This is a genomic window from Pleurocapsa sp. CCALA 161 (genome assembly GCF_003003995.1).
Taxonomy (GTDB): Bacteria; Cyanobacteriota; Cyanobacteriia; order Cyanobacteriales; family Xenococcaceae; genus Waterburya.
In genome coordinates, this window is record NZ_PVWF01000003.1 from 13,766 (window position 1) to 33,560 (window position 19,795).

The following is a 19,795-nucleotide window of genomic DNA, read 5'->3' on the forward strand; positions in this document are numbered from 1 at the left end:
ACGGTTAATCATGAGAACGGGTATTTTTTGTGAGTGTTTTTCGTCCATTTCGATTCATTTCTAAACTAGAAATCGAAGCTTACGCTTTAAATATTTGGTTGCAGATGGAGCGATCACACAATCCACTACAGTTACCCATAGATGCCAGTATTATTGCCGAATTTTTAGATCTAAATTTGGTTTGGGACACAATACCCGATGACGAACAAGGAGCGATCGCTGCCAGAATTTTACCCCTAGAAAAACTGATCGAAATCAATGAAAATATTCCCCAATTAAAAGGAGGTTTTGGCGAATCAACTATTGCTCATGAAATTGGACATTGGGTACTGCATATTGATGTGGAACAAGTAGAACGCTACATTCGACTGAAACAAAAAGGTGTTGATGTTCAAGTAAAGCCTTTTCTTTGTCGCAGTAGTAATTTAGCAAGAATTGAATGGCAAGCACAGTACTTTGCTGGATGTTTGCTCATGCCACAACACATACTTACAGAATTAAAGCAGGACAAAGATTTAACCAAATGGCAGCATCTTTATCAAATAGCGACAGATTTGGGAGTGACCATATCTAACTTAACGACTCGCTTACAAGATTTAGGTTGGATTTATCTAGACACTGATACTCGCAAAATTTATTTAAACCGCAGTTCATAATTAATAGTTGAGTCACTAAGTTAATACAACTCATAAGCTGTTGAGCTTTAAATTTGTTGTTTTGGGAAAGTAGAGAAGTAGTGGAGTATTGGAGTAGAGGAGAGAGTTTACTGATTAGATTTCTAAAAGAATAATACACAGTTTAAATGCATCACAGCCTAAACTATTTTAACCTCTTTTAAAAACTAATATTTTTAGTTCAAATTAACTCTATTTTTAATATTCTTATTATTTCGCTATAACTTTATTTTTAAAAGATCAACTTTACTATTAATTTAATTTTTAATCATTCTTTAGATAGAAGTTAGCTTATTAATAAATTGTTATTTTGGATTTGTTAATTAGAAACTACTTATTTCGAAAATAACTATTAACTCAATCTAATATCATCTAAAAAAAAAATATGGAAACTTCCAACAATCAAAATCAAAATGAGTTTGAAAATAGTATTAATGCTAGACCTATTACCGAATCAGAAAAAAGCTACCGAGACGGATATTATCAAGGTAAAAGGGAAGCAACCCCTTTGCCAATAGAAACTACTATCAAAGAACGTGATAATTCTACAGGATTATTTATCGGATTTATGTTAGCCCTTCTGGCTGCTTTGGGTTTGGCAGCTTTATTCATTTTTAATGGTAATAATCAACCTACAACAGTTCCCGATAATTCAACTATTAATGAAAATGTCAAACCAGAAGCAGTAGAACCTGTAGATCGAGAAACAACTGTTATTGAAAGAACAATTGAAAAAACTCAAGAGGTAGTTCCTATCCCTCAAATACAACCTATTAATCCTACTCCTATTCAGTCTGAATCTAAACCTACTGAGAATTCAATTAATGTTCCTGCGACTACATCAGAAACTCCTAGAAATGAAATGAATACCACCCCAGAAACAACTGAAAAAGAACTAAAATCTTCAGAACCAGACTCTACTCTTAATCCAGAATTAAACCGAGATGAAACTCAAGTAGAGCCAAAACCTTAACAAGTTATTACTAAAAAAAAAGATTTACAGCAGTCGAAGCAAAGGTTAAGACGCATAAACCCTTGCCATAACAATGTTCTAAACTATAGTTCGCTTACTATACAGAAATATTTGATCGTCTCTGTAAATCCTTAGCTTGTGACTGAATATTTTATAGTCATTCCAATTAATATCCTTATGGTAGTTTGGTATTGATAATAAGGTCAAATCTTATTTGCTACTTACTACTTTTCTCAGAGATCGTCTGGTTGTTATTTGGAATGACTATATATCTTTTTATTAAAAAAAGGACTAGATGTAGCGACACCATAGTCCTATGTTGTTTAGGTATTGTCTAGATTATAGTTACTGTGCTTTTACAACATCGCGGTTGCATATGCGCCCGTAGGTGGCGCATTCCCCGCGCTCAAATAAGTAGACCACAACAATAAAATTAAAAAAAGCTAAGAAGCTTAGAGCTAAAAGCTAAAAGCTACGAACTAATTAATTCAAAACGTAGTCTATTCAAATGAAAATGACTGTAAATTAGCTATTAGGCACAGTGTTTACCGCAGTTGCACCTTCTACTCCCTTAGCTACTTTTTCTGCTTGAGCAAGAACACCTTCAGCATCAGGATTGTATTTCAAAACTACAGTGCTACCTGTTTGAGCAACCCATAGACCTACAGTATCGTCAATCCCAGCTTCGTCTAGTGCTTGGGCTACACGCTTGGCTAAACCGCTTTCATCAAACTGACCATCTAAACCAACTTTTTCAGGAGCAATGCTGTTGTTTTTTGATGATGCTGCTACGGCAACTTTACCAGCACTTTTGGCTTTATCTTCTTCTTTTTTACCGAATAGTTTTCCTAGAAAACCCATAATCTTAATTCCTCGTAATTTGTCTTAAAAGCACAATTATATTTTTGCACTTTGCTAGAAAGTATAGAGTCCGCCTGTTAAAACCCAGTGAAGAACTAACAAAGACTTTAGATTTATTTGCTCAGTTTTTTTGAATCATCTGACCGAGATATTTCTGTAAATAGGGAGAAAAGACTTCATATATTAAGGTCAGAGGTTGGCGATCATGCCAAAAAAGGTAATGACGACCCCAAAATGGCGCTTTTTGCTCAAATGCTGTTTCTAATTCGGGACAATGACCATAATAAATTCCGCGCACGTCTCGATATAGTTCTGTATGTAGATCAGCCAAACTTCGCCATACAGGTAAAGAACGATTCTGAAGATAATCATCAACATTACTACCATTCCACCAAGAGGCAGCATAAGCTAATCTTTGACCTGAAGCAGTCCTCAGCCATACCTGCCTTCTTAATCGGGGTTCAGTGATAAATTTAATTTCTGCTGGTGCGCTATCATCTGTTGTGCCAATTAAGGACATATCAATTACGTCTACTTCGGTTCTTTCTCCCGTAAGTAACTGCAACAAATGAGTTGGAGAACCATCACCTAGCAAGAGCATTTGCCAAGTTGGAGATAGCTGTTCGTGAGGTAGTCCTTCTTGTATGGCTTCTTTGTCTCCTGACCAAATAGGCTTGAGAGAGTGCCAGCTACGAGGGGTAGTGTAAAGATTTAATGGTTGAGTTGCAGTCACGTTTGGTTACAAAACTTTATTCTTATTAATAAAATCGTAACGCTCTTTGTGGAAAATTTCTTGCTTTTGATAAAATTTTTGAGGCGATCGCTCAATTTAAATATAAATTTATTGAGGATTTTTTTGGGCGTAAACTAACTTAATTCCCTGAAAAACTAAATGAGGCTCGACTGTAGCTTGAGCCGAAAGATCGGGAAACTGCTGATGCAATAAGCTTAAGAGTAATTCCCCATCTCCTCCTGTAAAAATGATTGGGCTATCAGGAAACTGCTTTAGCCAATCGAGAATGTAATTATATACGCCTGAAATCGCCGTATATAAAACTCCGCTAGCGATCGCCGTATCGGTATCTAATGCCCAGCGAGGCGGTAGACTATCAGGAAGCTCTACTTCAGGTAAGGCAGAAGTTTTGTGCTTGAGGGTAAGTAACTGCGATCGCAACCCAGGTAAAATTGCCCCACCAATTAGTTGTCCTTGTTGATTTGCGCCTGTAAAAGTCAAGGCTGTCCCCCCATCAATTACTAGACAGGCTCGATCATAAGTTGCGATCGCTCCCCAAACCGCTAAAGCGCGATCAACTCCTATAGTGGGATAAAGATTAGTTAACTTGATATCTGACAAATTAACTAGGTTTAATTGATGATAATTTTGCCAGCGTTCTGTTTGATGAGATACCACGGAAGCTAGATATATGGGCACGGGAACATCAAACAAACCTTGTTTAATTAAATTAGAGGAAAAAAATAGCTGTGGTAGTTGATCTGGTTTAATCGTGTTGGAAATGTGAGGACTATCCCAAGTATGCACTAGAGTATGATGCTTAAACCATCCCCAGTGTAGCCTAGAATTACCAGCAGCTAATGCCAACCAACTATACTCATTCACTTGAATTTTTAGATACTTTTTAATCTAGTTATATTGAAACAAAATTTTGCCAAAATTGTAGTTAATCAAAGATACTGATAATCGCTTTTTCAATTGAGCGCTCTACACCTCTTTGTAAAGTGTCAACCATTACCCTTTCAATTATCGAAGGGCGAGGCTGTGTTGAAGTTTGTGTCTGTGTTTGTTGATTTACTAACGTTTCACCCTTAAAGGTATAACTGAGATCGGTACTGACATGATCTTCACTTTTAACCTTATTTTGCTTACTTCCTGTATAAAACTCTTGTCCTTTAATTAATTCAATCTGAATTGTTCCACCAGCTTCAGAAATCATGCCTGCATGAACCCCCGTGCTACAAATTCCCGAATCTAAAGTATAGAAATTAGTTCCCCATATGGAAGCATGAATTAAATCTTCAGTGGCGGCTTGACAGTAAAAATCATAAGTTTTGCCAATATTTTCAATTTTGTTAATCCCCATACTGCTTAATTTGCTATTCCAGCCTATTTCTGGCACTTTTTCTTCAGCACTTTGAGCATGAATGGGTTGCCAAGAGCTTGTACTAGTTGCGATCGCTAAACTAGCAACGATCAATTTTATTGGTGAACTAGCTTTAATAGTTTTCATAGTTTTGATGATTAAAGTAAGGGTGATTCAAACACAGCATTTTTATAATTTTGTCTAAAGCTTGTTGATATCTTTATCTAACCCTGGGAACTTTATTTGTTCAGTGACTATTCGCACGACTCAAGCTGGTTTACGATCACAACTATTTCATCAATTGCTTGGCGAATCTCTTTATTTTCTAGTTCAGAATTATTGACTAAAATACTTAAAATTAGAGTCGAGTTGGACTGAGTTTGTAGATATCCTGATAATCCTCCTACACCTGTTAAGGTTCCTGTTTTAGCCCAAAGACGATTTTCGATGGGAGTATCAATAAAACGATTTTTTAAAGTACCTTTAATTCCTGCAATAGCTAAGGATTGACGATAAGTTTGAGCTATTTTATTAGTTTTTAATTGAGACATTAAGCGCAAGATTTCAACCAATGTTTGAGGAGTCACTAGGTTTTGACGAGATAAACCAGAAGCATCAACTAGAACATATTCGTTTGGTTTAATGCCGATCTGTTTAAGACTTTGGTTAATGGCATCAATTGGTGTTGCTACTTGTAATTCTTGAGCTAGTATTTTACCTAATACTTCTGCATAGAGGTTATTACTCTCCTGATTAATTTCGGCTAATATTTTTTGTAGTGGTGGAGCATAAATTGCCGTTAATTCTGTATCTAATAAATCTTGATTTTCTCGCTCAACTTGTTGTTCAATTACAGTACCTCTACTCACATTAATACCACCCTGGGCGAGATGAAAACGTAGCGATTCTAAAAAATATTGAGCAGGATCTACTACTGCTAAATCCCAAACATCAGGAGGTTGATTAACCGCCAATTCTCCACGAAGTTTTAACAGAGGTTGACCCAGATCTCCATCAATCTCCACCGCATATTCAAGATCTGCTTTTCCTGTAGTCGCTTGGTTAATTACCCGCCATTGATTAGCGGCGATCGCATCATCCCAAAAGAATTTGACAGGTTGCCCAATCTGCTGAGGTAACAAAGTTAAAGTAACAGTGTTCTGATTAAGAATAGTGCTGTTAACTGCCGTGGCAAAATAACTATGAACATCTGCCCATTCCCAGGTTGGGTTAATTGTCGGTGGCGCAAAATAACTATCATCAATAATTAAGTTTTTAATTTGTTTAACTCCCTTGACCTGCAACTGATGTACTATATTTTTTAGGCTTTGAGTCGATATAGTGGGATCTCCTTGTCCTTTAACACGCAGAACGCTTAAAACTGGCCGATTTCCCTGGCTATAAATTGGTGTCTTAAGCCGATAATCTGCACCCAATTCTAGTAACCCCGCAGCAGAGACTAGTAGCTTTAGCGTTGAAGCAGGATTAAAAAACTTATCCCCATCAAGACTATATAAAGATTTCCCCGTAAGAGTTTGAACTTCAATTCCCCAACGCGATCGCGACAACTTAGGACGATTAATAACCTGTTCAATAGCTGGAGATAAATCTTGAGTACAAAACCGTTTCGGTTTCTTGTCTAAGTTTTGTAGAGTTGGTTTTGGCTTTCCTTCCGTACCCCAAGTTGCCGTAATCAAAAGAGAATTTCCCGAGAGCAAACACAATAGACCAGCCAGCTTGAACCAACTAAAAACTAATTTCATCTAGTCAAGAAAAATTTAAATGATGTCGTTAAATATTAAATGCAACAGATAATATTTGAAAAATTAACAGAATTTGTTTTAGATATTGAGGCTATAAAAGCTTAGGGCTTATTAGGGCTGAAGGCTCAAAGCCAATATAGTGACAAGAGATTTCTAATGCTAGATAATATTTGTTCAAGATCATGGAGGCTTAATCAGTCAACGGTACTTTGACTCTGATTCGTCCACACTACTAACATTCCTATGTCATCTCCTTCTTTAGAAAACCCTATCCGCGCCTCTGTCTTAGATTCACCCCAGCTAGATTTATCAGTAGTTGTGCCGATTTATAACGAAGCCGAAAGTATCGAAGCTTTAGTACAGGCGATCGCTAATGCTGTAGCCACAACCAATTTGCATTACGAAATCATCTGTGTTGATGACGGTTCAAAAGATGGTTCGACCGATGTCTTGACCGAACTTGCTCAAAGAAGAACAGATCTCAAAGCAGTAATCCTACGACGTAACTATGGGCAAACTCCAGCAATGGCAGCAGGATTTGAATTGGCTACAGGAAAAGTAATCGTGACTTTAGATGGCGACTTGCAAAACGATCCTGCGGATATTCCGCTGCTGTTGGGCAAACTGGAAGAAGGCTACGATCTAGTGAGTGGGTGGCGGATCAAAAGACAGGATGCAGCCTTGACTAGACTATTGCCCTCAAAAATTGCCAATATCATGATCGCCAAGGTGACAGGGGTAAAACTACACGACTATGGTTGTTCCCTCAAGGCCTACCGCGCTGAACTAATTGCCGACATGAACCTCTATGGTGAATTGCACCGTTTTTTACCAGCTTTAGCCTATATCGAAGGTGCGCGCATTGGCGAAGTACCAGTACGTCACCATGCCAGACGATTTGGTCAAAGTAAATATGGCTTAGGTAGAACGATTCGAGTCGTGATGGACTTATTAACTGTCTACTTCATGAAGAAATTTCTGACTCGTCCGATGCATGTTTTTGGTTTAGGTGGGGTGATTGCTTTATTAACGGGGATAGCCATGGGAACATATCTCACGATTGTCAAACTATTCTTCAATCAAAATATCGGCGATCGCCCTTTACTGATTTTGGCAGTTTTACTGATCATTACGGGAGTCAATTTATTTTGCTTTGGTTTAGTAACCGAACTTTTAATGCGTACCTACCATGAATCCCAAAGAAGACCAATTTATCGGATCAGAGATATTGTGGGTAAAAAGTAGACTTGGTTTGGTATTAAAGATCGCATTTTTGAGAGAACAAAGTGCATTTGGAGAGATCGAGGTTAAGATGGTACGACCCAAACATAAAGTATGATATCTAGAATAATTCTGGATAACTTCCCATACAGGGGAATTAGCTGAGAGCTTACTTGTCAGTGTTTAGAGTTTAGGTGGAATAAAATTGGTGGTGAAGTTTCCAAGATTCTATTTTTCTACTTTTCTCAGGAATCAGCTTCGCCTTTAACCACAGCAAAAAATCATTTAGTTTGGGTAAAATGTTGAATATTTGATCGAGAGCAGGAGAATAGACCATCAGCGTTCCAATTGGTTTTTTTTTAACAGAGGAACATGTCAGGAAGGCTATTGAACTTCTGACTTGTCAAATTCAATCTAACTCACGCAGTCATCGCAGCTTAGATTTAGAAATTCTTAGAAGGGAGAATGCTCTTGCTATAATTGTTTTAGAGCAGTTTTACACCAATTACGTTTGCAACGACCTCTGTTTTAACTATCCGGGCTTATTCCGTGCTATTCCTTATTCTGTTCCTAAAGGTGACGGTGGAGTACGTCAGTTTCATTTTCTTGAAATTTCCCTCTGGATACTGTATTACGCTTTGGGATTTTATTTTCTTGATTTAACGCAAGCAATGCGAATTGAATTGAATGCGATTCAAGAACGTGCATCAATTTATACCTATTATGGCGCAAATATTCGTTTAGAAAATCCAAAGGGAAGCCAGATCAATTATCAGGAAGATTATCAAGAATTTACAAGGAATATACGCAGAGCAGTACGTCGCCAAGTGCAGAATCATAAAGTTGCTGTTTTGCACCTAGATATTCAAGATTTTTTCCGTTCGATTGATCATTCTCGTCTCATGCAAGTTTTAGCAGATCAAGCTTTGCCAGCATCACGACTTCGCCTTCGTTATGACGAGCATACGCAGTTGACAATCCGAGAAATCTTATTTTTAATAATGCGGCGTTCAGAAGGTTTGCCTATATCTCAACAGAATATTGTCTCCAATCTTTTGAGCCATCTCTTTCTTTACCCGCTTGACTGTTGTGTACGTGAGATTCAGATGGAGAGTAATACATCCCTTACTTTTCATCGCTATGTTGATGATATGTTTCTCACTGTGCAATTCCCTAATGTAGAAATTAATGAGAATATTGGAACAAAAATGCTTGATATTTCGACTCGAATTGGTGAACATTTGTCAAGTAATCTTGGATTAACCCTAAATCCGCTTAAAACCAGATTAGATATTCTTACCTCAGAGGATGAGGTTGACGAATTGATTGAACGTAGTCGTCTTGTAAGTTTCTACCGTCCTTTACCAGAGGAAGGAGGAGAGCCGCCGCAAGAAACCTTAAATCGCGCAATTTTAGTTTTAAGCACGTTGAGAGAGCAGTTTAGACAGCGAGGATATATAGATAGAATTGCAACTAATGATGATTTAGCTCTTAAACAGTGTTTTCAAAAAGCTGTTGTTCATTACACGCGCAGCGAGCAGGCTCAACAGCAACTTGAAGCAGTTTTCCAGGATTGGCATCCTGCTCTAATGTCAAAGAGCATAAAGGTTTTAGTTTTCTTAATATCTCGTGTACCAACTGCACTAAATACTCTCTTTGCCTATGTTTGCGAGGGTTTGAGAAACCCACAACTATCCTTAACTATTGTTCATTTAGCTGAGTATTTAATGCTTATCGAGGAATACAACGGAGAGTTCAATAATGAAGTAAGCCATCTTCTTAAAACATCTTCTAATCCATATACTCATTTGCTTGGTCGTCTTGTAAACCCACTTTCTCCTTCCAGTAATCGCTATATCAATATAGAAGATAGCTGCCTACAGGCACACAGAAGTATTATGCAACAAGTTCGCCGTACAATTATTGCGGAAAGACGTGGAGTACACGGTTTAGCTTATAACCATTTATTGAATGTTTTACAAGAATGGTGCTTTTGTAATCAGCAGTCAAGTGTAACCCGAAATCATTATGATCGAAATCATGTAGTAAATTGGCTTGAGTCCATTGCAGGTCATTCTGAAATTATGTTTGTAATAACAATATTTGATCGACGAAACCGTAATACAATTTCACATCCTGGAGATGAGAGTATTGAGATTGCTCCAGTTAATCAAACTGAATATGAAGAACATTTAGCAAAGCTGAATCATCTTTTACCCAATTTTTGGAGGCGGCTGCCTAATTGTTAGGTGAAGCATCATAACAACGGTACAAAAGTAAAGATAACGTTTCCATATAAACATCAACCATGAAAGCATTTGTCATTGAACATTTTGGCGCACCAGATAGTTTCCATCTGACAGATTTACCCAAGCCTGAATTATTACCTAATCATGTGCTGATAAAAGTTGCAGCAACTAGTGTTAACCCAGTAGACACTAAAATACGTCGGGGTTTGATACCGAATATTACTCCAGATTTTCCTGCCGTTTTGCATGGGGATGTAGCGGGAGTCGTTGAAGCAGTAGGAAGTAAAGTCAATGCTTTTAAAGTAGGCGATGAAGTATATGGCTGTGCGGGTGGTGTCAAAGGAACAGGCGGTGCTTTAGCAGAATATATGCTGGCGGATAGCAATTTAATTGCTCATAAGCCCAAATCTTTAACCATGACGCAAGCAGCAGCACTACCTTTAGTATCAATTACCGCTTGGGAAGGATTAATCGATCGCGCCCAAGTACAATCTGGTCAAAAAGTTTTAGTTTATGGCGGTACTGGAGGAGTCGGTCATCTGGGAATACAGTTAGCAAAATGGGCTGGCGCAGAAGTGTATGCTACCGTTTCTAGTGAGAAAAAAGCGGCGATCGCTCTTACCCTAGGCGCAGATGTCGCCATTAACTATACTGATACTACTACAGAGGAATTTGTCGCCCAATATACTGATGGTCAGGGCTTCGATCTTGTTTTCGACACCGTGGGTAACGATAATCTACAAAATGCTTTCCAAGCAATAAAGCTAAATGGCACAGTGATATCGACAGTTTCGACCTCCCAACAAGATTTGAGCCTGATGCACGCTAAAGGACTAACTTTACATTTGGTTTATATGCTTCTACCAATGTTGTCGGGCATTAACCGTGCCTATCACGGCAAGATTCTAGTCAAACTAGCTGAGTTAGTTGATCGAGGACAAATACGTCCGCTTTTAGACGATCAAACTTTTACCTTTTCTGAAGTTGCTGCTGCTCATGCTCATCTAGAATCAGGACAGGCGATCGGCAAAATTGTTTTGAATCAATCTTTTTGAAAAATTATTTCTAATATTACCAAATCTTAGCCAAATCCAGCACAAAACCCGATAAAATTGGCTCTCCACTGATAGTTTGAGGATTATCCAAACTGTTTACCTCACTGTTGGGTGTATAAATATGAACTTGACGAGTAGTGCGATCGATTAACCAGCCAAGGGATACACCATTATCAATGTATTCTTGCATTTTATCTTGAAGCATTTTCAAATTATCGCTAGGAGATCTTAGTTCCACTACAAAGTCTGGACAAATAGGAGCAAACTTAGTTTTTTGTTGAGCAGACAAGCTATTCCATTTGGTCAACTTAATCCAGCTAGCATCAGGCGATCTAGTCGATCCATTAGGTAAGGTAAATCCCGCAGAAGAATCAAAACCAATTCCACTACCATCTCGATCTGTCCAGTTAGCTAGTTGTTGAATTAATTTGAAATTGCGATTTCCTGTTTCCGAACCCGCTGGGGACATGATCATTAGTTCTCCTGTAGCAGTACGTTCAATACGAAGATGAGAATTAAGTTGACAAAAATCAAAAAAACTATCTGCGCTCATTTCCCATACAGGAGAAATCTGTAATACTATAGTCATTTTAATTAATTTCCCTATGGTTACTTTGTATTAATGATGATGGTGAATTTTACTTGTTACTTGTTACTTGTTACTTCGTTATAAGATCCACTGGTTGCTATTTGAAATGACTATAGGTGATCATTGCTGTCGGATATCTTGGATAAAGTCATAGCAAAATAATGAAATACCTATTGTTGATTATAGTTATAGAGAGAGCGATAAATTGCGCTTAGGCTTCCCCAAAGGCTCGCCTACGCTTTGCGATCGCCATGGGTATTTGAGTAATTATTGCTGCTGAGATTTGCTTCTCTGCTAACTAAATAATTTGTAGTGTAATTACCACTCGAACTAAGAATCTATCTGAAAGCGAACCTTGGTATCATCTATAAAACTGTTCAAAGTAGCTTCACCTCTCTTATACAATGTTTAATTGGTTTCGCCGTAACGAACAAGCACAGCAACCGCCTGAAACAAAACCTGCTGAAACTCAACCTGAAGTAACTACAGACGCTAAAGAGTCATCAGCAGATGTAGCCGAACCAGATTATCTTGCTTTTGCTAAGGCTGCCTATAAAAATATTCAGGAACGTAAAGGGGAAGCCCAACAAACAGTTGAACAGGCAAAAGAACCTAGAACAGAAGATATAGAAGAAGAATCCGAATCTGCTAATGAAGTAGAGATAGTAGAACCTGATATCAATGAGCCAGATGTAGCAGAATCCGTACCAGAATCTACAGAAGCTCTAGAGGAAGAAATTGAGGGTGCAGAGGAAGTTACAGCGGAAACTACCGCCGAAAATGAAATTGAAAATCAAACTGAGTCACCAACTCCTCAAGCAGCAGCTAACGTTCCTGCCTGGATGCAAAAGTCCCAGGGATTAGCCAAGCTGAAAGAGACAGCTATTGAAACCCCTGTCGAAGAAGTTCCAGTATCAGAAACAGAATTAGACGAAGATTTTATTTGGTCATCCCAAGTCCTCGCTAAAAGCGGTCGAACTGCTGAAAATATTTCAGAAGAAGAAATTAACTGGCTGACGAAACTGCGTCAGGGACTTGGAAAAACTCGTATTGGCTTAGTCAATCAACTCAAGGCAATTGTCGGCAAAGGCCCTTTAAATGATGATGCGGTCATGTCGATTGAGAGTCTTTTATTACAGGCGGATGTTGGGATTGAAGCTACTGATTACATTATTGAAACCCTGCAACGCAAATTAAAAGAAGAAGTTTTGCCTCCAGATCAGGCGATCGCCTATCTTAAAACTATTTTGCAAGATATTTTAGACAAACCTCTGCAAAATCGACCAAATAGCGACTTTGTACCTGAAAAAGATGAGTTTAATATCTGGCTGTTGACAGGGGTAAATGGCGCAGGTAAAACCACGACCATCGGTAAACTAGCAAACTTGGGTCAAAAGTCTGGCTATAGCTGTTTAATTGCTGCTGCGGATACTTTTAGGGCTGCTGCGGTACAGCAGGTTAAGGTTTGGGGCGAACGGACGAATACTCCGGTAATTGCTAACCCAGGACAAAATACCGACCCTGCTTCCGTGGTCTTTGATGCGATCGCTGCTGCCCAGGCAAAAGATATTGAGTTACTTTTAGTTGATACCGCAGGAAGACTGCAAAATAAACAAAATCTCATGACGGAATTAGCAAAAATCCGTCGAATTATTGATAAGAAAGCCCCCAACGCTAAAGTAGAATCTTTATTAGTTATAGATGCCACTTTGGGACAAAATGGTTTGCGCCAAGCCCAAGTATTCTCTGAAGCAGCAAATCTTAGTGGTGTTGTTTTAACTAAACTCGATGGTAGTGCTAGAGGTGGTGTGGCTCTAGCGATAACACAGCAATTAAATTTACCAATTCGTTTTATTGGTGCAGGAGAAGGAATTGAGGATTTGCGACCATTTTCTAGCTATGAATTTGTCGAAGCTTTACTTAATGGTTAAACAAATTACATAATTCTTAAGTTGTCTGTTTTGCTCAACTTAGGTGTTTTTACGATAAGTTTATGGGCGCACTAGCTATTTAGAGTTATCATAAATCAACCTATATTTTGAAATCAATTTATTTGAGATAGTGGTCATTAGATAATATAAAAGTTACTCTCATAATTATCTAATTGAATATTTTAGTATTACTGTATTCAAAACCTATTTTTGACTAATGAACTAAAAAATGTCTAAATTTGTAGAGGCAATGACTGTCGCATCTTCTCATAGCCATCCCTCTCAAGAAAACAATAGTGTTGGTGAGTCTGCCGTACAAAATTCCAACGCCATTGTGGCGCTAAAAGAATTAGTAGCTAATCTCCAAAGGGAACAAAATAAAATTCAAGACCTGTTAAGCTCTTTGGGATTTGCCCTGCGTAGTTTTAGCAACCTCAATCAATTTTTGGAATTAACTCCCCTCATGGCAGCCAGAGTTACTGATTCCATTGGTGGGGCATTGATTTTATATAAAGACAGTAAAGTACATTTAGAGCAAATTCACTGCCAAGATCATCATGTTGGTTTAGAAGTTAGTGAAGTATTTAAACGAGTAAATTATCAAATTAATCATCAGCAAACGGCTAATACTTCTGCTCAACTATCGGAAATTATCGATCAAAAAATGCGCCAAGAATTAGAACCGAAAGTGCATTTTTTTGGTACACCAATTTTAGTTAAGAATATTGAACAAGGTCGTCTCTATGTCTTTAGCACTGAGGCTGACTATACTTGGAGTCCTACTCGGAGAAAACTAACTCAGCTAGTAGCAGATCAGACTGCCGTAGCGATCGCCAATCATGAGTTGACGGTGGAGTTACGTTCTAAGGAAAGACAAGACCGTGAACTAGAAATTGCCTCGGAAATTCAGTTGCGCTTACTGCCAAGTAAATGCCCCCAAATTAAGGGGCTAACCATTGCTGCCAAATGTGAAACTGCCAGTCGCGTGGGGGGAGATTATTATGATTTTATTCCCACTAACTACGATCGCCTCAAAAATAGTGAGCCTGAAATTGGTTCAGACGTACCCTGGAGCATTGTGATTGGGGATGTTATGGGTAAAGGTGTTCCCGCTGGTTTGATTATGACCATGACGAGGGGAATGCTGCGGGCTGAGGTGCTTAATCGTCATTCTCCTGCGCAAATTATGCGTCATCTCAATCGTGTCATGTACGCTGACTTAGAAAACTCACACCGCTTCGTGAGTATGTTCTATTCGGAATATGACCCCCTAAGACAAACTCTTTCTTTTACCAATGCTGCTCATAATCCTCCTTTGCTGTGGCGCAAAGCTACTAACACTCTAGAAAAACTCGATAGTTGGGGGATGTTAATTGGTCTGGATATGGAATCAGAGTATGAGGATGCTACGGTACAGCTTGCTCCTGGAGATACCATCATTTATTATACGGACGGGTTTACCGATGCTGCCAATGAAAACGGCGATCGCTTTGATGAAGAAAATCTTTGTCTCTGTTTTAAATGGGCTTGTCAGCATCTCGATACATCTGCCGAAATTCTCGACCATGTTTTTGGTCAAGTGAAGCAGTTTAGTGGTGCTAGTAAAAGTCATGGTGATGATATGACTTCGATCGTTATGCAAATCCAAGCAATTGATTAATAGCTGAATAAGTTACTTATACTGGCGGTTTAAGCAATCTGAGATTAGATTAGGTGCGAATCCTACACTATGGAAAATTTTAAGCTGATGGAAATCTTATTCAATAATCAGTTAATTCAGATGATATTTGACCTGGATCACAATTACCTACTATCTGTTGCTAATCTTTTGGCTCAAAATATTGAAGATCCTGATGTTTTAGGTCAAATCCAAGATGCTTGGTACAACTTTATTGATTCAGGTCAAGTTTGGGCATTATTAATTGGCTCATTTTTTGGCTATACCTTCAAAGGTTTTACTGGCTAAAGTTAATTATTATTTTGGCAGGTGCAGAGGAAACAATAGCTAATGACTTAGAATAATTGAGTCGTAATAATTGATGATTTGATATTGTGAGCAAGCAAAAAACCTGGAGCGATCGCTTTGAATCGGCTCTGCATCCTGCGATCGCTATTTTTAATGCCAGTATTGGTTTTGATCTTGAATTAATTGAATACGATTTAACTGGTTCGATTGCCCATGCCAAAATGCTTGCTAAAACTAAAATTATTACCGATCAAGAAGCCCAGCAACTTGTCTTGGGTTTAGAACAAATTCGGCAGGAGTATCAAGCAGGAAACTTTAATCCTGGAGTAGAAGCTGAAGACGTTCATTTTGCTGTCGAGAAAAGATTAATTGCCATTATTGGGGATGCAGGTAAAAAACTGCATACGGCGCGATCGCGAAACGATCAGGTGGGAACTGACATCAGGCTATATCTCAGAGCCGAAATCAGAGAAATTCAGCAGTATTTACGACGGTTTCAAGCAGCATTACTCAATCACAGTGAGCAGCACGTGGAAACCTTAATTCCTGGCTATACTCACCTCCAAAGAGCGCAACCAATCAGTTTAGCTCATCATCTTTTAGCATATTTCCAGATGACCCAACGCGACTGGGAAAGATTAGAAGATGTTTTCAAGCGGACGAATATTTCTCCTCTAGGCTGTGGTGCTTTAGCGGGAACGACCTTTCCCATTGATCGACATTATACGGCTGAATTACTAGGCTTTGAGCGGATTTACGAAAATAGTTTAGATGGAGTTAGCGATCGCGATTTTGCGATCGAATTTCTCTGTGCTGCCAGTTTAATCATGGTGCATTTGAGTCGCCTTAGTGAAGAGATGATTCTTTGGGCATCCCAAGAGTTTAGTTTTATTGCCCTGAAAGATACCTGTGCCACAGGTTCAAGCATTATGCCCCAGAAAAAGAATCCTGATATTCCTGAACTAGTACGGGGGAAAACAGGTCGTGTATTTGGTCATCTTCAGGCTTTATTAGTTATCATGAAAGGCTTACCTTTGGCGTACAATAAAGACCTCCAGGAAGATAAAGAAGGAGTTTTTGATGGAGTTAAAACTGTTAAAGCCTGTCTCGAAGCGATGACTATTTTGCTCAATGAAGGGATTGAATTCAAAACCCCTAGACTGGCAGCAGCAGTTGCGGAAGACTTTTCTAACGCCACTGACGTTGCCGATTATTTAGCATCTAAAGACGTTCCCTTTCGGGAGGCTTATAATTTGGTAGGTAAGGTAGTAAAAACCAGTATCGCTGCGGGAAAACTGCTCAAAGATCTAAGTTTAGAAGAATGGCAACAACTGCATCCCGCCTTTGAAGCCGATATCTATGAAGCGATCGCTCCAAAACAGGTAGTTTCGGCTCGTAATAGTTATGGGGGAACGGGGTTAGTTCAAGTAAAGCAAGCAATCGACCGAGCAAAGTCTTTATTAAATGATCAGATTAAATAACTAGATTCTTGGCTTTGAGAGTTGAAATTAAACATTACATACATACTTAATATCTTTTCCTATGGGTCGTTCTTGGCGATTTATTTCTACAGTACTTGGTATTATCTTTCGTCATCCTGTTACGGGGACAACAATTATTCCTGTTTTGCCTGATGGTCGTATTGTCATGATTCAGCGTAGGGATTCAGGTCAGTGGGGTTTGCCTGGGGGAATGGTTGATTGGGGAGAAGATATACCCCATGCTGCCAGCAGAGAATTAAGAGAAGAAACGGGGTTGAACCTGATCAAAATTAAAAGTTTACGGGGTATATATTCCGATCCTCAGCGGGATCCTCGTTTACATTCAATCTCAATTTTGTTAGAGGTGTTAGCCGAGGGAGAATTAGAAGCTGAAGATAAGTTAGAAGTATTGCAGGTGAAAGCTTTTACCAGGGATGAGTTGCCTTTGGGGGATCTCTGCCACGACCATGATCGACAGTTACAAGACTACCTTAATGATCGAGTTGCGATCGCCTAATATTTAGCAAATTAACCAGCAATGAAATCACTGTAAGGGCGAAGGGCTGTTCGCCCTTACCTCAGTTTCCAAATAGTTTAAAAGCCAATTAGCAGCGGTGGCGCGACGAGTTTGCCTGGGACCAAATTCGCCCAATTTATAGCCTTTAAATCCTAGTTTGTCTTTAAGTAACTGCTTATTCTCTTTGGGAATGGAGCGAGTTAGTTTTACTGTTGGGGGACGGTTGGCAATAAAGTCTGGCGGTTCTGGGTATTGTTCCCCCCAATCGTCTACAACTTCTGTCAGATCCCAAGTTTGATTAACTTCATCGTAGCGATAGCCGAGATAATGCCAGACTAGCTGATTAACGACTGTATCGGCGATTTCTTCGTTGAGAATAGACCAGATTATCTCGGTATTTAATGGAGGTAAGTTAGACATAGATTAAAGATATTTATTTAGGGAATCGATGTTTAATGATTAAGCCTGCTCGATCGCAAATCTTGCTAGTGGTCGTAATTGGCATTATTGGGGTTTCTCTGGCTGCAATCTGGGTTCGTTTGGCGGCTGATGCCGTCACCATTAATAACAAGCTGGGTTTTAGTCTGTTTTTAGCAGCCTCACGGATGATCTTGGCTGCGATCATTCTCTTACCTAGCTGGAAGAATCTACAGTTAGACCACAATAAGTCTCATGCTTATTATTATGCGATCGCCGCAGGGTTATGTTTAGCAATTCATTTTGCGACCTGGATTACCTCTCTAGCTTATACTTCCATCACTGCTTCTACAGTGCTAGTGACCACCAATCCGATTTGGGTAGGATTGTTTTCTTGGTGGTGGTATGGAGAACAGTTGAGTCCACAAGGCATAATTGGCATTGCCATTGCCTTATGTGGTGGGATGATCATGGCGATCGCTGATAGCGGCCAAGGAGGAGGGTATAGTAATCCAATTTTAGGCGACATACTGGCTTTAATCGGTGCCGTAATGTCTAGTTTATATATTATCTTTGGTTCTCAGGCGCAGCGCAGGGGTTTAGATACGGGTAATTATATTGCGATCGCCTATTCCACGGCTGCATTCTGTTTGTTGCCCCTGCCGTTTTTATTTGGTGTTAGTTACTTCGGTTATGAGGGCAAAGTTTATTTATATATATGCTTAATGGCGGTAATGTCGCAAGTTATCGGTCATACCAGTCTCAATTGGTCAGTGCGTTGGGTTTCGCCGACGGTCATTAGTTTGAGTTTATTATTTGAGCCAGTGATAGCTAGTTTGGCTGGAGCGATCGTCTTTAGAGAAGTTCCCTCAATTAATCTCTTGCTAGGAGGTTTAATAATTTTATGGGGAATAGGAGTATTTATCAAACCATCAGCCTAGAGAATGAACATAGGGGCTAACGTAGGGGCGTTTCGCGAAACGCCCCTACTACTGATTTTTTTAGACTAATCCTAATAAACTCGCCATTAATGCTTGCTGGGCGTGCATTCTATTCTCTGCTTGATCCCAAACGCGAGAGCGATCGCTTTCTATGGCTTCAGCGGTAATTTCTTCTCCTCGGTGAGCAGGTAAACAGTGCAAGATAATTGCATTAGTATCGGCATGTGACAAAAGCTGAGAATTAACTTGGTAGGGTTGAAAGACAGGGATTCTTTGGTCGGCCAGCTCTTCTTGCCCCATACTTGCCCAAACATCGGTATAGACCACCTGAGCATTTTCCACAGCGGCGATCGCATCTTGGGTAACGACGATTTCTGACTTACCCTCAGCAATTGCTTGAGCCTGTTTGACAATTTCTGGGTCGGGTTCATATCCTTTGGGAGCAGCAATTCTCACATTTAAACCAGTCAATGCTCCACCCAACAACAAAGAGTGGGCCATATTATTGCCGTCCCCTAAATAAGTTAGAGTCTTGCCCTCCAGCGAGCCAAAACATTCCTCAACCGTCATTAAGTCCGCCAAAATCTGACAGGGATGTTCTAAATCTGTAAGGGCATTAATTACAGGAATTTGAGCATAGTTGGCAAAAGTTTCCAAGTCAGCTTGAGCAAAGGTACGGATTGCCAAAATATCAAGGTAGCGGTCTAAAACCCTAGCAGTATCTTTGATTGGTTCACCACGACCAACTTGAGTCACACTCGGATTAAGATCGATTACCTGTCCTCCCAGCTGATACATTGCCACGCTAAAAGAAACTCTGGTACGAGTTGAGGCTTTATAAAACAGCAAACCCAGAACTTTATTGCATTTAAGCTCTAATTCATGGCTTTTGAGCTGACGAGCAAGTTTTAATATGCCCATAATTTCTGCTGTACTCAAATCGGCAGTGCCAAGTAAGTCTCTTCCTGTAAGCTGTTTCATGTTGCTAAATATTTAGATAATGAGTGGAGACATCAGATGAGAAGAGTTAATTCTAAAGCCAAAGGTAGACTACAATC

Annotated in this window: 19 protein-coding genes; 11 read left to right on the forward strand and 8 right to left on the reverse strand. The window is 39.3% G+C overall.

Annotated elements, in window-relative coordinates; all coding sequences use genetic code 11:
* Positions 1-29: 29 nt before the first annotated feature.
* Both C7B62_RS01370 and C7B62_RS01375 read left to right on the forward strand, forming a co-directional pair.
* Positions 30-656, forward strand: a complete 627-nt coding sequence (locus tag C7B62_RS01370) for an ImmA/IrrE family metallo-endopeptidase (protein ID WP_106232813.1) — start codon at positions 30-32, stop codon at positions 654-656.
* Positions 657-1,059: 403 nt separating this feature from the next.
* Positions 1,060-1,647, forward strand: a complete 588-nt coding sequence (locus tag C7B62_RS01375; protein ID WP_106232814.1) for a hypothetical protein — start codon at positions 1,060-1,062, stop codon at positions 1,645-1,647.
* A gap of 525 nt (positions 1,648-2,172) precedes the next feature.
* On the opposite strand, the gene C7B62_RS01380 is transcribed toward C7B62_RS01375, so the two are convergent.
* The 5 genes from C7B62_RS01380 to dacB all read right to left on the reverse strand — a co-directional run bounded on the left by C7B62_RS01380 (position 2,173) and on the right by dacB (position 6,370).
* Complete coding sequence (locus C7B62_RS01380; protein ID WP_106232815.1) at positions 2,173-2,508, reverse strand: hypothetical protein; 336 nt, start codon at positions 2,506-2,508, stop codon at positions 2,173-2,175.
* Between the two features lie 121 nt (positions 2,509-2,629).
* Complete coding sequence (locus C7B62_RS01385) at positions 2,630-3,241, reverse strand: chorismate lyase (RefSeq protein ID WP_199194023.1); 612 nt, start codon at positions 3,239-3,241, stop codon at positions 2,630-2,632.
* 108 nt (positions 3,242-3,349) lie between these two features.
* Entirely contained in the window at positions 3,350-4,126 is a 777-nt protein-coding gene (locus tag C7B62_RS01390; protein WP_233219758.1) for a pantothenate kinase, read from the reverse strand.
* Between the two features lie 61 nt (positions 4,127-4,187).
* A complete protein-coding gene (locus C7B62_RS01395; RefSeq protein ID WP_106232817.1) occupies positions 4,188-4,754 on the reverse strand; it encodes an LCCL domain-containing protein in 567 nt (188 codons plus the stop codon).
* A gap of 107 nt (positions 4,755-4,861) precedes the next feature.
* Entirely contained in the window at positions 4,862-6,370 is a 1,509-nt protein-coding gene (gene dacB, locus C7B62_RS01400) for a D-alanyl-D-alanine carboxypeptidase/D-alanyl-D-alanine-endopeptidase (protein ID WP_106232818.1), read from the reverse strand.
* A gap of 243 nt (positions 6,371-6,613) precedes the next feature.
* On the opposite strand from dacB, the gene C7B62_RS01405 reads away from it, so the two are divergent.
* From C7B62_RS01405 to C7B62_RS01415, 3 genes are all read left to right on the forward strand, one after another.
* Positions 6,614-7,615 carry a glycosyltransferase family 2 protein gene (locus tag C7B62_RS01405; protein ID WP_106232819.1) on the forward strand — a complete coding sequence of 334 codons (1,002 nt, stop codon included), beginning with the start codon at positions 6,614-6,616 and terminating at the stop codon, positions 7,613-7,615.
* Between the two features lie 614 nt (positions 7,616-8,229).
* On the forward strand, positions 8,230-9,840 hold the full coding sequence (locus C7B62_RS01410; protein ID WP_146132035.1) for a reverse transcriptase domain-containing protein: 1,611 nt from the start codon (positions 8,230-8,232) through the stop codon (positions 9,838-9,840).
* A 59-nt stretch (positions 9,841-9,899) separates the two neighbouring features.
* Positions 9,900-10,895 carry a zinc-dependent alcohol dehydrogenase family protein gene (locus C7B62_RS01415; protein WP_106232821.1) on the forward strand — a complete coding sequence of 332 codons (996 nt, stop codon included), beginning with the start codon at positions 9,900-9,902 and terminating at the stop codon, positions 10,893-10,895.
* A 16-nt stretch (positions 10,896-10,911) separates the two neighbouring features.
* Here C7B62_RS01415 and C7B62_RS01420 read toward each other — a convergent pair whose 3' ends face one another.
* Complete coding sequence (locus C7B62_RS01420) at positions 10,912-11,484, reverse strand: Uma2 family endonuclease (RefSeq protein ID WP_106232822.1); 573 nt, start codon at positions 11,482-11,484, stop codon at positions 10,912-10,914.
* A gap of 404 nt (positions 11,485-11,888) precedes the next feature.
* Here C7B62_RS01420 and ftsY point away from each other — a divergent pair, with 404 nt between their 5' ends.
* From ftsY to C7B62_RS01445, 5 genes are all read left to right on the forward strand, one after another.
* On the forward strand, positions 11,889-13,415 hold the full coding sequence (gene ftsY, locus C7B62_RS01425) for a signal recognition particle-docking protein FtsY (RefSeq protein WP_106232823.1): 1,527 nt from the start codon (positions 11,889-11,891) through the stop codon (positions 13,413-13,415).
* 229 nt (positions 13,416-13,644) lie between these two features.
* The gene (locus C7B62_RS01430; protein WP_106232824.1) at positions 13,645-15,075 is read left to right on the forward strand and encodes a GAF domain-containing SpoIIE family protein phosphatase; all 1,431 of its coding nucleotides are present in this window, start codon (positions 13,645-13,647) and stop codon (positions 15,073-15,075) included.
* A gap of 69 nt (positions 15,076-15,144) precedes the next feature.
* Entirely contained in the window at positions 15,145-15,381 is a 237-nt protein-coding gene (locus tag C7B62_RS01435; protein ID WP_233219759.1) for a hypothetical protein, read from the forward strand.
* Positions 15,382-15,467: 86 nt separating this feature from the next.
* Positions 15,468-16,862 carry an argininosuccinate lyase gene (argH, locus tag C7B62_RS01440; RefSeq protein WP_106232825.1) on the forward strand — a complete coding sequence of 465 codons (1,395 nt, stop codon included), beginning with the start codon at positions 15,468-15,470 and terminating at the stop codon, positions 16,860-16,862.
* 61 nt (positions 16,863-16,923) lie between these two features.
* The gene (locus C7B62_RS01445; RefSeq protein ID WP_106232826.1) at positions 16,924-17,379 is read left to right on the forward strand and encodes an NUDIX hydrolase; all 456 of its coding nucleotides are present in this window, start codon (positions 16,924-16,926) and stop codon (positions 17,377-17,379) included.
* Between the two features lie 27 nt (positions 17,380-17,406).
* Here the strand turns inward: C7B62_RS01445 and C7B62_RS01450 are convergent, their stop codons facing one another.
* Positions 17,407-17,799, reverse strand: a complete 393-nt coding sequence (locus tag C7B62_RS01450; protein WP_106232827.1) for a DUF1823 family protein — start codon at positions 17,797-17,799, stop codon at positions 17,407-17,409.
* A 38-nt stretch (positions 17,800-17,837) separates the two neighbouring features.
* On the opposite strand from C7B62_RS01450, the gene C7B62_RS01455 reads away from it, so the two are divergent.
* Entirely contained in the window at positions 17,838-18,737 is a 900-nt protein-coding gene (locus C7B62_RS01455) for a DMT family transporter (protein ID WP_199194025.1), read from the forward strand.
* A gap of 60 nt (positions 18,738-18,797) precedes the next feature.
* Here C7B62_RS01455 and argF read toward each other — a convergent pair whose 3' ends face one another.
* On the reverse strand, positions 18,798-19,718 hold the full coding sequence (gene argF, locus C7B62_RS01460; RefSeq protein ID WP_106232829.1) for an ornithine carbamoyltransferase: 921 nt from the start codon (positions 19,716-19,718) through the stop codon (positions 18,798-18,800).
* Positions 19,719-19,795: the final 77 nt, after the last annotated feature.

Excerpts from the sequence above, each read along its gene's own strand:
- C7B62_RS01375 (WP_106232814.1), top strand. The coding sequence starts at position 1,060 with ATGGAAACTTCCAACAATCAAAATCAAAATGAGTTTGAAAATAGTATT.
- C7B62_RS01380 (WP_106232815.1), bottom strand. The coding sequence starts at position 2,508 with ATGGGTTTTCTAGGAAAACTATTCGGTAAAAAAGAAGAAGATAAAGCC.
- C7B62_RS01395 (WP_106232817.1), bottom strand. The coding sequence starts at position 4,754 with ATGAAAACTATTAAAGCTAGTTCACCAATAAAATTGATCGTTGCTAGT.
- dacB (WP_106232818.1), bottom strand. The coding sequence starts at position 6,370 with ATGAAATTAGTTTTTAGTTGGTTCAAGCTGGCTGGTCTATTGTGTTTG.
- C7B62_RS01405 (WP_106232819.1), top strand. The coding sequence starts at position 6,614 with ATGTCATCTCCTTCTTTAGAAAACCCTATCCGCGCCTCTGTCTTAGAT.
- C7B62_RS01415 (WP_106232821.1), top strand. The coding sequence starts at position 9,900 with ATGAAAGCATTTGTCATTGAACATTTTGGCGCACCAGATAGTTTCCAT.
- C7B62_RS01420 (WP_106232822.1), bottom strand. The coding sequence starts at position 11,484 with ATGACTATAGTATTACAGATTTCTCCTGTATGGGAAATGAGCGCAGAT.
- ftsY (WP_106232823.1), top strand. The coding sequence starts at position 11,889 with ATGTTTAATTGGTTTCGCCGTAACGAACAAGCACAGCAACCGCCTGAA.
- C7B62_RS01430 (WP_106232824.1), top strand. The coding sequence starts at position 13,645 with ATGTCTAAATTTGTAGAGGCAATGACTGTCGCATCTTCTCATAGCCAT.
- C7B62_RS01435 (WP_233219759.1), top strand. The coding sequence starts at position 15,145 with ATGGAAAATTTTAAGCTGATGGAAATCTTATTCAATAATCAGTTAATT.
- C7B62_RS01445 (WP_106232826.1), top strand. The coding sequence starts at position 16,924 with ATGGGTCGTTCTTGGCGATTTATTTCTACAGTACTTGGTATTATCTTT.
- C7B62_RS01450 (WP_106232827.1), bottom strand. The coding sequence starts at position 17,799 with ATGTCTAACTTACCTCCATTAAATACCGAGATAATCTGGTCTATTCTC.
- argF (WP_106232829.1), bottom strand. The coding sequence starts at position 19,718 with ATGAAACAGCTTACAGGAAGAGACTTACTTGGCACTGCCGATTTGAGT.